We start from the raw sequence: 12,676 nt of genomic DNA, 5'->3' as shown, positions 1-12,676 counted from the left end.
GGCGCCCCGCGTGTGCGCCGTCATCGTGACCACCTCCGATGTCGTTGCCGTCCGCTCCCCTGGTTAGGTATTCCCGCGGCCCTTGTCGAACCTCCGAACTCTTTCGCACCCCGTGTGGCGAGCTGATCGGCGAGTTCATTGCCTTCGTGCCCTGCGTGGCCCTTCACCCAACGCCAGTCCACCGTGTGCTGCGCGGCGACGGTATCCAAGCGTCGCCAGAGATCTGCGTTCTTCACCGGCTGGCCTGTAGATGTCTTCCACCCCTTGCGCTTCCATCCGGAGATCCAGCTTGTGATGCCCTGGCGCACGTATTGGCTGTCGGTCCACAGCTGTATGGGACGCGCCGCGGTGATCGCTTCAAGCGCCACGATTGCGGCCAACAACTCCATGCGGTTGTTGGTGGTCGCCTTCTCTCCGCCGTAGAGGTGCTTCTCGTGTTCACCGAAACGCAGCACTACACCCCAACCGCCCGGCCCCGGATTCCCATGACAGGCGCCGTCGGTGTAGATGGTGATGGTCTCAGGGACAGCCATTGGTCAACCGTTTCACGGGATCTCAAAAGCACAGCCTCAGATGCAGGACACGCCGATCGGCTCCGCAGAGGCTGCGGTGCACAGTGCGGTCAGGTGCCACCACGCGGAAACTGGCCGGCCATCAGCGGGCCAGTTGTTGCGCGAGGAACTCAAAGAAGTGCATCGCGTCGCCGTTCTTGAAGTCGATCTCGACCAGCTGCTTCTTGATCTGCTCCTGCTCAGCGGGACTGGTGTTCTTCGCCGTGTCGATGACCACGGAGAGCGGGATCGAGTTCCAACCCCACTGCGGTCCGTCCACGTCGAAGCGGTGCTCGAGATCGACCCCCTTCTCCTCGACGAACGTGTCGATCCAGGCATCGAATCCGGCCATAGGTCAGCCCTCTATCTTTCGCAGTTCAGACAGCGCGACGGCCGCCTGTCCTCCGGTGTCAACGTCGACAAGGGCATGTGCCTCGTTGTCTACGCGCCGGATTCGGGGATCGGCTTGCGGAACCGCCTCTCGAACCTCGGCCACGGTTCCTATGTAGGGCTGGTCGTTCGGCCAGAGCCTGAATTCGACCCGTTCACCTGCGGATATCGGGTGCATGTCCTACTCCACTGTCCGGATGCCGAACACCCACGTACCGGCGTCGGACTCCTCCTCGAAGACCGCGGTGACACCGACGACCACTTTTGACGCATCGCCGTTGACCAGGTCTTCGATCTCACGCGCATAGTTCCCGCGGTTGGGTGCCGTGTACGAGCTGTGGTACTGGTAGGCGGTCCATGGGCCAGCGGTGAACGCGTGCCGGCCGTGCTCGTCGGCGGCGTCGGGCACCTCGTAGGACGATCCGATGTCGGAGACGTACGACCTGCAACCGCGGCTCTCCGTGACCGCGAATCCGTCGCCGTCACGGGTGATGATCAGGTCGAGTTCGTCCAGGTGTAAGTCGTCTATGCGGTCGTGCAGCTGCTCCCGGGTCAGGCTCATGTACGGGGGTCCTCTCGTAGCGGTCGCTGGCAGCACACCAGCCATGTAGCTGGGCTGGAGAATGAGACGCGGCGGCACGCCGCGCGTCGGCGTGCGGTGCCAGGTTCAGGCGGCTCCGTCGTTGAATACGGACCAGCGGCTCTCGGCGTCATCGAGCGCGGATCGGTACTGGGCCTCGTCCGAGTAGGCGTAGGTGCTGACGAACCCCTGGCCGTCCTCGGCCACCATCCAGTAGCAGTTCTCCGGGAAGTCCGAGACGGACGCCCCAGCCTCGGCCAGCAGGTCACTGTGCTGGCTGTTCAGCTCCTGACGGGTCAGCTCGCCTAACCCGGTGTAGTGCAGCCCCCAAGTAGTGACGTCACCGAACGACTCCCCCGTTCCGTCAAGGGTGAGCTGGTAGAGCACTTCGTCTCGGGGGCACGCAAACTTGCTCATCGGTCGTCCTTTCCCTGTCAGTGTGGTGCCGAATCGCGCTAAGTCCGCAAGTCGCGGCGCTGCGAAGGGGCGGCGCACAGGTTGCCCTTCGCCGTCGCTGTTTCTCGTCCAGGGCGCGGGTAATCAGCCGTAGGCGACGTGGTCGCGGTCTGACCCGAAATCGCAGCTGCCGTCTTCGTTGATGTGGAAGCTCACTCCACGCGAGTCGAGCTCGAATGGCCGTCCACAGTCGCCACAGGATCCGGCCAAAGAGTTAGTCGGAAATTCGCTCATGTCCGGCAGCATCTCGCCGGGCGGCGGCATCGCATGTGCGCGGCGCGGTGAGGTTTTGCAGCCGCAGGGTTCTGCCTATCGAATCACGAAGCACGCGGGGCGGCAGTCTTAGGAGGACGTGACAAGGGTCGTCGTGAAGTCCAGTTGAAGGCGCCAGTCCCACCCAACCGCAGCAAATCTAACTTCCTCGGTCACGGCGGCCGCGCCACGTACACGAACGCGGCCTCAGCGGTGCCAGGCTGCGAACACGTTCAGGGCGGCCCCGGACGTGGACATCCGAAGTGACGACACAGAGGCGTGAGATCTAATGAAGAGATATCCCAACGACATTCATCCGGACTACCCAGTTGCCACTGTGTATGGAGCAGACGGGCAGCCCTACGACTACGTCGATGACCATGAACCAGCACGTTCCTATGCCGCTTGCGGCTACCGCGTCGTGGTTCATATCGGCGATGGACCCTACACACGCGACGAATTGCAGGAAGCTGTCGACCGGGAGCTGTCCGGGGCGCGGTCGGGAGGACGTGACAGCGCGGTGTAAGCAGACGCGATTCGGACTGTGCGCGGCGCAGGCTGCAGCGATGCAGTGAGGATCTGAAATGCCCTGCGGCAGACACAAAGTAATGATGGAGGTCACCGGTCGAAACAAGTGGAAGGTCAGCGCCGGCCAGTGCTTCGCGACTGGGACAAACGCCTTGCTCCAGCATTGCTCGGGCGTAGCCGCAAAGCCTTCCCTCTCAAAGCTCGGCGACTACTCGGTTCGCGTCATCGCGAGGTGGTCTGCACACGTAGTGCGGGCTGGCCGGGTCAAACTTGGTCACGGCGGGATCAGGGATGATGCGGCCGTCAGATCCTCGTTTGTCCAAGGCCACACGGTGCATCTTCTTGAGTTCATCGACGGTGAACATTTCGAAGTCGATGTAGCCGCGGTCGCCGCTCTTCTCCTCGGCGGTGAGCTGCGCCTCGGATTTCTCCTCGATCTTGAACCACTGCCGCGTGTACATCCGCGGAACCTTGTCCGACACATTCTGTTTGAACGACGGCCAATGATCTTTGACCTGTGGCGGCAGGTTCGCGTTATCCCACGACTCGCCTGGGGAATATCCGAGGTAACCTTGGTACTCAGTGGCGTCGGAAGCACCGGTCTTCTCGTCGACGGAGGCAATCACGCAGCGGCCCTTAATCTTCGGGTCCATCGCGTCAGTGATCAATCGAACCTTGGGCTGCACCGACTCGGGGAACCCATACTTCAGCGTCAGTTCTTTGGGCCGGCCCAAGCAGATACTCATGGGTACGTTCGACTTCCAGGTGTTCGGGATCGACACGGCACGGGCGTCTTGGGATACCAGCAGGACGTGCACCCGCAGTTCGCGGCCCAGGGAGAGAATCTCGGTCACCATCGATTCGATGGCCTCGAAGTCCTTGCCCGGCAAGGCGCTCTTCCACTTCTCGCGCATGCCTTTGATCTCGTCCATCACCAGCAGCACCGGCGCAAAGTTGTTCCACCCTTCCGGATCAGTGATCTTGGCTTCCATGGAACCGTTCTGCCGCTCCTGCAGAATCAGATATGCCAGAACGATCGCGCCGACATAGCTCATACCGCGCGGGGAGGCACCGATCCCGACCGCGACTGTGCCCGGAACGGGAAGATTGTTGTCCTCTGGGTGCGGAGCGAAGTATCCGGCGTAGTCCGGCCCTTTGCCATCGGCGAGAATCAACTGCCATCCAGCGGCGCGGAACTGCTCAAGCAAGCTGCGCACACTCACCGACTTTCCAGAGCCCGACTCACCGATGCACATGAGGTGCGGCATTTTCTGCGGGCACACACCTTCCACACCCCGAGCCGACTTGCCGACTTTGAACTCCCAGCCGATGTAGAGCCGCTTGGCCGCAGCGGCGTCGGTAACGACAGGCCAGTCCGGGGGAAACACCAGCCTCTCGATCCGCGACTTGCGACTCGCCAGAAAGCGGTCACCAGTCTCATCCCACTCGAACGCCCAAACCCCGCCGAGTCCTTTGCGAAATGTCGACTGCAATCTGTCCTGGATGCCAGCGGTAGTGAGGAAACCTGAATCCACACAATGGAATCCCCACAGAACAAGCTTCCTTCCACCTCTGCCGTCTTCTTCGAATTCGACTTGGGCCGGGTCGAGCACCAGCCTGTCGCGGAACTGGGAGGCGGCGATATCAAGGATGCGGCGCACCTCAGGGTGCAGCTTCCCGTGCTCATACAGGGTCGGCGGGAGCTCTGGAACTGCGCTGCCTGAGACGTGTGCGGCCTCGCTCACGCCCAACGGCACCTCACGGCGGTAGCCACCGTCCTGCATCCGCCACTGGCGGCGCGCCGCGGCCAGAATCCACGCTCCGACTGCTGCGCCGCCCCACCCCACAGCGGTGCGTACCGGCGAGGGATAGCCCCACACGGCGATCGGAGCCAGCAGCCCAGCAATTCCCAGTGCGGACAAGCACAACGCCTGGGAATGGTAGGAGGCTCGAGCGAACCCGCTGGTGTCGCGACTGCCACCGGGCTTCACGGCTGCGACGCACCTAACAGATCGTCGCTATAGCTGGTCACGGCTTGCCCTCCTCATCCGATCCGTGACGGTGCTTTCCCCGGCGCGCCGGCGGTTTCTGCGGAAGAGCTGGCGAAGGTGGCGGGCTCGGCTGGCGGTCCCGGGACCGGTTCGGGGGCGGATCCACCGGTGCCAGTGGAGGTGACCCTGCCGGGGCGGGCCGCAGCGGAGTGCGGTCGCGACGACGGGGCGGGGTCTTGGCGTCCTGGGCGGGCGTGTCTGCTCGCACCGCCGGCGGCGGGGTCAGCGGGGGCGAAGCCGCGACCGGGGCGGTGTCGACTCGCGGCGCAGGCGCTCTCGTCGGCGTCGGCGCCGCGGTACGTCGCGGTGACCGGGCGGCAGCAGGTGGCGCGGACACCACCGGAGGCAGCTCTGTCACGTCCCGCACGGACAGCGTCGTTGGAGTCGCGCGCCGCTTGGAGACGGGAGGGTCCGGTCGCGTCACCGGGACTGCAGCCGGGGTCGCTGGAACCGCGGCCTGTCTCACGGTCTCGACCGCCGGCACAGCGGCAGCTGGCCGGCGCTTGGGGCGGATCGCCGCGGTGGCCGTCGGCAGATCCACGACCTGTGGAAGGCGCAGATCCGAACCTTCGCGTGGTGCAGCAGATCCCTCGGTGTCGACGTCCCCGAGCAGCGTCCGGCGCTCCATCGGTGTCAGTTCCCAGCGCACGGTCGTGGTCTGCTCATCGACTGCTACCGCGATCTCCGAATGTCCGCTGGCCGTTGTCGTTACGGTGAGACTGTTGGAGGCCCCCCGTCCGGGGACGTCTTCGGTGACCAGCAGAACTGCCTTGCCGGCGCACCGTTCGCGGTGGCGCTCCCACCATGCGGGCGTGCACACCACAACGTCGGCGGGGGCCGAATCCAGTGACCCCACAGTCAGTGTCGGGCAGTCGCGATGCGCAACTAACCGGTGCCAGCGCGGATCGTCGATCATCACTGCGATGGTCTGGTCCTGCGTCGACAGCCGCGCCACCATCTGCATCGCGAACAGGACCGGACCCGACAGCCACAACGGCTCGGCGGTCGGAGAAACTGCCACGAAGACGCGCGTCTTGTCCTCGCGCGTACCCACAAACACACCTGCTCCCCCGGCCGGGATACCGAATCCGAGGTGATGATCGTCGTCGATGAGGGCACCTGGAGACCGCAGCGGAAGCTGCCTAGTCACCGGCAACGCCTGAACCAGGCCCGCGGCCTGCTGTCCGACAGCGGCGCGCAGGCCGTATCCGGAAGCTTTGGCCAGGCCGTCCTCGCCGCGCACCAGGTACGTGATCAGAGGCTGGGCCAGCGCCTGATTATCGCCCTGCGGGGTCAGTGTCAGCGTGGTGTATTGCCGGTGGGACTGCAGGTGGTGCCAGCCGCCGGCCGACTCGGCGTTCCAGTGCCCTCGCGCTGGAACGTAGGTGCGGGTGTGCACACCGGAACGGGGGCCACAGCTTCGCCACCCGGGGCTGGCCAGTGGACGGCCCACCTGTGCGAGGACATCGGACTGGAATGCCCGGATCGAGTTGACATCCATGATTCGGCCACCGAAGCCTTGCTCGGCCAGTGCATGGCAGACCCGGGTCGCCGCGATCGTCAGTGCCTGGCACAGGCCGTGTGGGAGTGAATCACGCTGTGCGCGGCGATAAGCAGGACCGAGCATGTCGGCTTCCAGGCGCAGCGACACCTCAATCACTGTCATCCCGCCGAGGGGGACCGACACTGGTCCGATGAGGGTGTCTAGGACGCCGGCGGCGACGTCGCGGGCGGCGAATTTGTACCCGGCGCAGATTGCGGTCAAGCGGTTGACTCCGATGTCGTACTGGCGCAATTGACGGCGCAGGACATCTGCTGAGATCACCGGAGACTGGCAGGAGCCCGTTGCAGTGATACTGGTCAACTGCCACGGCCTCGGCGTGATCTGGACCAGGGTCGAGACGGTGTTCCCGTCGAAGATCACGCCTATTCCTTCGCGTGAGAACGCTGCCGCCTGCTCCGGGAGGTCACGGCTGCCGCGACGCAACGCCACCCATTGTCCCAGTGTGCGTCCCCCCACCTGCGCTCCGAAGACAGCCGCGATCGCGGCGGCCGAACCAACTGCGGCGGCCGGCCCGTACGGGGACATCCCCAGTACGGCGGTGGTGGCCAGCGCCGAGGCGGCCAGGCCGGTGCTGGGGGTCAGCGACAGCAGTTTGCGATCCGGAACCGCGAGCCGCGGCGGAGCCGATTCAGTGGCGTTGTTGTCCCCGGTCGTTGTGCGCGCACGGCGGGCCATCAGTTGTCCTCCTCGATTTTGACTGCGCGGCAACGGACACCGGAAACCGGACACCACCGCTGAGTGGTCATGGCTGTTGTTCCTTGCGTCCGCGCCCTCCTCGGGCCAGGGTCACCACCATGGCGATAAACACCGCGGACCCGAGCACGGCCAACGTGATCAGGGCGACCGTGCGGCCAAGAGTGTCCGGCGGGGGTGGCGGAGCCCCAGGAACCGCTGCGACCGCGGGAACACCGTCGGGCAGCATCGGGATCGAGTCGTCGATTGGGGCGGTCAGCGCGGCTTTGGGATCCACCACCCCGGCGCCGACCAGTGAGGACAATGCGCTCGATGGGCTGTGGGCGGTGCGCTTGATCCTCTCGATCACTTGGTGGGCACTCAGGTTCGGCCAGCGCTGCCGGATCAGGGCTGCCAGGCCAGCAACGTTTGCAGAAGCGAAACTGGTTCCGGCGATCGGCTCGTCGCCGGCTTTGGTTGTCTGCGCGTTGATCAGCTCACCGGTGATCTTGGCCGGGTCGAGGCTGACGACGTTGATCGCCGGGGCGGCCACACCCACCCACGGTCCCGGCATCGACTTGACGTACGGGTCGCCGAATAGTGATGTGCCGCCGACACTGAGCACGAACTGGTCGAACAGCGAGGGCAGCGACAAAGCGCTCACCGCGCCCCAGCCGCGTTCGTCGGACGGGGTGGCCGGGTCGGGGCCTGGGTTCGGGGCGCAGTCGTTGCCGAGGTTTCCGGCCGCGGTCACCACCACTACGTTCTTCACCACCGCTGCGAAATAGAGAGCGCCGGCCAACTCCTTCAGATCCACCGGCGCCGATACAGGCACACATGCTGTGGCCGAAATGTTGATGACCGTGGCGTTCAATGATGCCGCCCGCACAATCGCGCGGGCCATCGTGGTGAGGTTGGACGCGGCCTGTGCGTCGCGGGCATTGCCCGGTTGTTTGGTGGTATCGATGCTGTAGCGGTCGGATGTCTGGCGGATCGAAATGATCGCGGCATCGGGGGCAATTCCAACGAAGCCGTCGCCGGGCTTCGGCTGTGCCGCGATGATCCCGGCGACCAGGGTGCCGTGATGGTCGCAGTCAAGCAGCCCATCCGTGCCCATGATGTAGTCACCGCCACCGAGCAGACGCGGCAGCCGATCGTTTCGATTGACCCCGGAATCGACGACCGCGACTGTCTGGCCTTTCCCGGTGGACAAGCCGTGCAGATCCCGAACGCCCCAGACAGTGTCGATCGGCACCGAGTCGAACTGTGATCCGGCCAGTTGCCCGGAGGTAGCGCACTCGTATTGCTGCTTCATCGGGAACCGAGGGTCAGGTCCTGGTGGGGCGTCAGGCGGGGCGATGTCTACCGCTGGGTCGAACACGTACGGGCTGTAGGCCGAGGCGTGCGGCACAGGCGATAGCACTGCGGCCAACAGAACGGCGGCGAGGATGGCACCGCTGCGTTGGAGCGCTGTCAGGATGCGGAGACGGGGCACGACGAACCTTTCTCGGCAGTGGGTGGAGGTGGCGGTGCTTAGCGGTTTCGGACCTTCGACCAGCCGTCCATGATGAGAACCAGCAGCGGGAAGACCGCAACGACGGCCAACACCGCGACCCTTTCCAGACGGCGCTTATCCAGCGGTGAATGCATGGACTGGGCCCGGATCGCCCACAGCGTCGAGAGCAGCACGAACAGCATCAGCGGCGCTGCTCCGGCGATCAGCACGACCGAGTCCGCCTGATGCGGTGACACCGCCCGACCGGCCAAATAGGCGGTGGCGGCTAAGGGACCGGCCACCATCAGCGGCACGGCAGCAGCACGAATGACCAGACCGCGTCCGATCGCGACCGTTGCAACTGACGCAGAACCGACCAGTGCGAACATGTGCCACTCGTAGTTGGAGGTGAAGTAGCCGCCGGCCGCCGCCGCGGCGACCAGTGCCATTCCCGCCCCTGCGACCATGCCGATCAGGGCCTTGAGTGTGGTGATGACACGAGCCTCTTGGTTGAGCATCGCTTCGATGGCGACGCCGGACGTCGACCTTCGTGACACAGCGGCGACGGTTTGCTCGGACCGCCGTATGACCGGCTCGCCGGTGGTCGGGATGTAGTTCACCAACACTCGTCCCACTCCGCGGGAGAACTGCACAGCACACACGATGACGACCAATGACAGGAACACCATCTGCGCGGCCGCCGCTTGTGATGACGCCGGCAAAATGATGTGCAGCGCACCGACGAGCACCGCGCATGCCGAGACTGCGGCCGCACCTACGTGTAGTCCGGCAGGTTTGTTCGCCGTCACCGACCACAACGCCACGACCATGGTCGCCACAGCTGCGCCGACAGTGGCCAGGTGCCAGATCCCGAGGCTCCGTGGCACCCCCGCCAGCGCGGCCCCCGCCGTGGCCAGGTAGGCACAAACGCATAGCGAGGCACTGACATCGTCGAACTCGTCGCGGGCCCGAGACAGAACCCCGGCGATGGTGGCGCACATTACGGCCAGCGCGGCTAAAACACCCACCACCGGCCACCGCGCGGCGGCATTACCGGCCAGAACGTCGGCTATGCCGACAGCTCCGACAGCTGCGACTGCCAGCGGCAGCGCTGCGGCGGCCAACCGCCGAGTGTCGCGGCCGTCAAGAACGGCGAATAGCCGCCGAGATACCTCCGCGGCGCCCTCGGCGACGTCGTCACGCAGGACCGGATAGCTCTCGGTGCGGGTGCGGTGAGTCAGGTAGAGGTCGGCCCCCGGGGCTATTTGGGCTTCGGCCAGGGTGATCTCGGGGTCCAGCCGTTTGCGCATCGGCCCGGCCTCCAGCGCCCACTCCACGCGTTCAGCGGTCAGATAGGCGTGCACCGTCCCCTCGGAGTGAACGCTTCCGGCGAATTGTTCGCGCAGTTGGGGAAGCAGCGCCGTTACCGTCGTGTGGGCGTGCAGTTTGCATTGGAAAGCGGAGTCGCCGGCGTGCACGTTGACTGCGACGAACGTGGTGTCGGCGAGCACGGATACGGGCTGTGTCATGCGCGCAATGGTTACCTGCGCCCGGCGTCGCCCCTTGGCCGCGGCGCGACTTGCAGAAGGTCCACGGATGTATCGGCAGATCCGCTGTCGTCCGACCGCGCCGCGCTCGTCAGCCTTCAATGTCGCGAAACACGATGTGCGCCATGACCGACAGTGAAGAGTGGCGCAGTGCTGTTACAGCATCCAGCGATGCCGAGCTCGACGATGCCCGCCGTTCACACCGAATCGGACTGGGCCTGTGCGGTGACCCTGAAGACGCCGACCACGAATAGGCCCAGCTGTCCTATCGTCCTGCTGCTCGCGCGCAGGTTCATGGTCCGTCCAACCCGGCACGAAAGACCTCGGGAGTAGCTGCTCTTCCAGATCATCCGGAATCTGGCATGCAGTCACGCCTGCAAACAGCAGCGGCACTTGAGCATGCATCTGCACGTCCCGCAGGAGGGAAACACGCAGCATATGCCGTGAACGCGCAGCTGAATGCCTGTGCAACTTCGGGCCCTCGAACCGACGCAGCGATACTCTTTAGCAAACATCACGAGAAAAGCGTGCCGTTAGCTGAGACGACTCCCGACATGTTTACAGTTGCAGCGTGCAAGGAGCGGCCCATAGCCGCACTTCACAACCAGTTTCACCCATTTCCGGTGCGGATCCGCGCGATATGCCACGATTTAACGCGTGTTGACGATCCACACGTGGCCCTTGCCTCCATATCCGGAGCGCGGGCGATCTTTTCAGATCTCACACCTGCTGGCAAACCACCACAGAACTACTTAGCGAGAGGAAGGATCCAGCACCTCAGACATCACTGATGCCTGGCAATGGTGCATACTCAGGCCGCACGGAACCAACCGGAGAGGACCGTGGTGAGCAACGACGACAGTGGATGGCACCGCTTGGGAGCTGCGCTACGGCAGGCGCGCATCGACAGCGGGTACCCCCGCATGGAGGCTTTCGCCGAACAGTGCGGAGTCTCGATTCGGGTGTTGTCCGATCTGGAAGCAGGGCGCAGAACGAACTTCTCGTCCCGCGTGCTGGGTCGGCTGGAGGCAGGGGTCGGGTGGCCGCCGGGGACGATGGATCAGATCGTGGCCGACCCCGAATTCACTCCCCCCGGACCCGAGATCGGCAGTGATTTCCTATTCCGGCCGCCCAACTACGACCGCCGGCCCGTTCCCGTTGATGTTGCGGCAGTGGAACGCGCCATCGCCGTGCTCGACAGCTTCACGCGCAAACGCAGCGCCAGCCGGGCACGCAAACGGGGCAGCGATGCGGCGCACGACGATTCGGCGGTCGACCAGATCGGCGCCGCGCTCGTAGCACTGAGTTGGCCTTACGTGATCCGACTCGTCGAGGACAACTGTCTGCCGAGCAACGCATTGCATCCGGGTGTGCGTCCCCTCTACGAGACGTTCCTTGCCATATCCGGCGATCTGGCGCCCAACGACCCCTCAAGCCGCTACGCGCAGTGGCTTGCCGGCGATGTGACCGATGTTGGCGAAACACTGCGTCAGCGGTACACGCAGCGGTGGACGGAGTCACGCAACGTGAGGCGAGGCCGTCTCACAGAACACACCGAGGCAGAGGACTGATCTTCCGTGACACTGAGCACCGTGTAAATCTGCAGATTTTCGCGTGCACGTCACGATTGACATGGTCGCTCATCCTTTCCGAGCGCAAAACATGGCTATAGCCCATATAGTTATGTTTTCGCCTGTGCGTCTGAACCGAGGAGGCTGCGCCATGACGAAGCCTCCCAAGGCGACACTTCTCTCGATCGCCGATATCGCAGAGACGTACCGACTTGGCGCCGCCACCGTTCGGACGTACAACGGCCAAGCCGCTCAGCGCCGCCGAGCCGGATCACCACGCCCGCACGACTTTCCGGCGCCCGCCGCACGAATCGGCAATAGTCCGCTCTTCGACGCCGATGCGGTCACCGACTGGTTCATCAACCGGCCCGGACGCGGCACCGGAGGTGGCCGCCCACGGAAACCGCGGGGCTCAACTGACATGGCGAGATCGACCAAACACCGGACTATGCGCTGACCAACCCTCGCTGTGAGCGCTGGGAAACCGCCTAGCGCGCCTCCCCCGCCGGAGAGGATCTCAACAGCCGTGCACCATGCGCTCCCAGTTGAGGCCGCACCGCTTGCAGATTGCCCGGCCCCCGCGGATGACGCGATTCTCCGGGTTGTCGTGTGCAGCTTTCGCCTCGGCCAGCTCAGCGGCCTGGCGCGGCAGATCCCACTCCCTCATTGAAGACCGCTTCCGAGCTCGTCGAGGTCGTACTCGACGCCCCAGTGCATGTCGTTGTTGACGTAACCGCTGGTGGACCCGTCGCGGATCTGTGTCCGGACCTCCGCCAGGTACTCCGAGGCCCCGGAGGCCGGGACGTAGATGATCAGCCTGGCCATGTCAGACGGCCAGGGGAAATTCGTCAGAGCTGACGGTCGCGCGGTCGATCCCATTCGCTTCGGCGATCTGAACGAGCACCTCCTCGATGTCCATGCCTCGCGCCCCAGGTGAAGCCTCGCCGATTCGGATCAACTCCTCGACCAGCGGGCCGGGGGTGAAGATGGCCCCTTTAAAGGCGTAATGACTCACAGCC

13 protein-coding genes are annotated in these 12,676 nt (G+C 64.7%); 2 read left to right on the top strand and 11 right to left on the bottom strand.

Annotation, left to right across the window (positions count from 1 at the left end; genetic code table 11):
• Window positions 1-20: 20 nt before the first annotated feature.
• The 8 genes from rnhA to eccD form a co-directional block, all read right to left on the bottom strand.
• Window positions 21-533 carry a ribonuclease HI gene (rnhA, locus tag JOF57_RS08315; protein WP_019346175.1) on the bottom strand — a complete coding sequence of 171 codons (513 nt, stop codon included), beginning with the start codon at window positions 531-533 and terminating at the stop codon, window positions 21-23.
• A 121-nt stretch (window positions 534-654) separates the two neighbouring features.
• Window positions 655-903, bottom strand: coding sequence for a hypothetical protein (locus JOF57_RS08310; RefSeq protein WP_019346176.1), 249 nt, complete (start codon window positions 901-903; stop codon window positions 655-657).
• A 219-nt stretch (window positions 904-1,122) separates the two neighbouring features.
• Window positions 1,123-1,503 (bottom strand): hypothetical protein, encoded by a 381-nt coding sequence (locus tag JOF57_RS08305; RefSeq protein WP_070946941.1) that lies wholly within the window; start codon window positions 1,501-1,503, stop codon window positions 1,123-1,125.
• A 105-nt stretch (window positions 1,504-1,608) separates the two neighbouring features.
• A complete protein-coding gene (locus JOF57_RS08300; protein ID WP_075909289.1) occupies window positions 1,609-1,938 on the bottom strand; it encodes a hypothetical protein in 330 nt (109 codons plus the stop codon).
• Window positions 1,939-2,951: 1,013 nt separating this feature from the next.
• Window positions 2,952-4,418, bottom strand: coding sequence for an ATP-binding protein (locus JOF57_RS08295; protein ID WP_307869980.1), 1,467 nt, complete (start codon window positions 4,416-4,418; stop codon window positions 2,952-2,954).
• A gap of 367 nt (window positions 4,419-4,785) precedes the next feature.
• Entirely contained in the window at window positions 4,786-7,047 is a 2,262-nt protein-coding gene (locus JOF57_RS08290) for a type VII secretion EccE family protein (protein WP_075909287.1), read from the bottom strand.
• 67 nt (window positions 7,048-7,114) lie between these two features.
• Entirely contained in the window at window positions 7,115-8,539 is a 1,425-nt protein-coding gene (mycP, locus tag JOF57_RS08285; protein ID WP_234802093.1) for a type VII secretion-associated serine protease mycosin, read from the bottom strand.
• Window positions 8,540-8,577: 38 nt separating this feature from the next.
• Entirely contained in the window at window positions 8,578-10,068 is a 1,491-nt protein-coding gene (gene eccD, locus JOF57_RS08280) for a type VII secretion integral membrane protein EccD (protein WP_047036742.1), read from the bottom strand.
• Window positions 10,069-10,211: 143 nt separating this feature from the next.
• Here eccD and mip1 point away from each other — a divergent pair, with 143 nt between their 5' ends.
• A complete protein-coding gene (gene mip1 / locus JOF57_RS31190; RefSeq protein WP_267880555.1) occupies window positions 10,212-10,340 on the top strand; it encodes a microaggregate invasion protein 1 in 129 nt (42 codons plus the stop codon).
• A 591-nt stretch (window positions 10,341-10,931) separates the two neighbouring features.
• Window positions 10,932-11,657 carry a helix-turn-helix domain-containing protein gene (locus tag JOF57_RS08275; RefSeq protein WP_234802092.1) on the top strand — a complete coding sequence of 242 codons (726 nt, stop codon included), beginning with the start codon at window positions 10,932-10,934 and terminating at the stop codon, window positions 11,655-11,657.
• 517 nt (window positions 11,658-12,174) lie between these two features.
• On the opposite strand, the gene JOF57_RS08270 is transcribed toward JOF57_RS08275, so the two are convergent.
• Genes JOF57_RS08270 through JOF57_RS08260 form a run of 3 tightly spaced genes read right to left on the bottom strand, consistent with a single transcriptional unit; the run spans window position 12,175 to window position 12,672 of the window.
• A complete protein-coding gene (locus tag JOF57_RS08270) occupies window positions 12,175-12,324 on the bottom strand; it encodes a hypothetical protein (protein WP_019349194.1) in 150 nt (49 codons plus the stop codon).
• Entirely contained in the window at window positions 12,321-12,482 is a 162-nt protein-coding gene (locus JOF57_RS08265; protein ID WP_019349195.1) for a hypothetical protein, read from the bottom strand. The genes JOF57_RS08270 and JOF57_RS08265 overlap by 4 nt, the downstream gene beginning before the upstream one ends.
• A gap of 1 nt (window position 12,483) precedes the next feature.
• Window positions 12,484-12,672 (bottom strand): hypothetical protein, encoded by a 189-nt coding sequence (locus tag JOF57_RS08260; RefSeq protein WP_043371641.1) that lies wholly within the window; start codon window positions 12,670-12,672, stop codon window positions 12,484-12,486.
• Window positions 12,673-12,676: the final 4 nt, after the last annotated feature.

Origin of the sequence: Mycolicibacterium lutetiense (genome assembly GCF_017876775.1) — a bacterium.
Taxonomy (GTDB): Bacteria; Actinomycetota; Actinomycetes; order Mycobacteriales; family Mycobacteriaceae; genus Mycobacterium; species Mycobacterium lutetiense.
Note: the sequence above shows the minus strand (reverse complement) of the source record. Positions and strands in the feature narration are given on the sequence as shown.

Coding starts and splice junctions, on each gene's coding strand:
- JOF57_RS08290 (WP_075909287.1), bottom strand. CDS start 7,047: ATGGCCCGCCGTGCGCGCACAACGACCGGGGACAACAACGCCACTGAA.
- eccD (WP_047036742.1), bottom strand. CDS start 10,068: ATGACACAGCCCGTATCCGTGCTCGCCGACACCACGTTCGTCGCAGTC.
- JOF57_RS08305 (WP_070946941.1), bottom strand. CDS start 1,503: ATGAGCCTGACCCGGGAGCAGCTGCACGACCGCATAGACGACTTACAC.
- rnhA (WP_019346175.1), bottom strand. CDS start 533: ATGGCTGTCCCTGAGACCATCACCATCTACACCGACGGCGCCTGTCAT.
- JOF57_RS08270 (WP_019349194.1), bottom strand. CDS start 12,324: ATGAGGGAGTGGGATCTGCCGCGCCAGGCCGCTGAGCTGGCCGAGGCG.
- mip1 (WP_267880555.1), top strand. CDS start 10,212: ATGACCGACAGTGAAGAGTGGCGCAGTGCTGTTACAGCATCCAGCGAT.
- JOF57_RS08300 (WP_075909289.1), bottom strand. CDS start 1,938: ATGAGCAAGTTTGCGTGCCCCCGAGACGAAGTGCTCTACCAGCTCACC.
- JOF57_RS08265 (WP_019349195.1), bottom strand. CDS start 12,482: ATGGCCAGGCTGATCATCTACGTCCCGGCCTCCGGGGCCTCGGAGTAC.
- JOF57_RS08310 (WP_019346176.1), bottom strand. CDS start 903: ATGGCCGGATTCGATGCCTGGATCGACACGTTCGTCGAGGAGAAGGGG.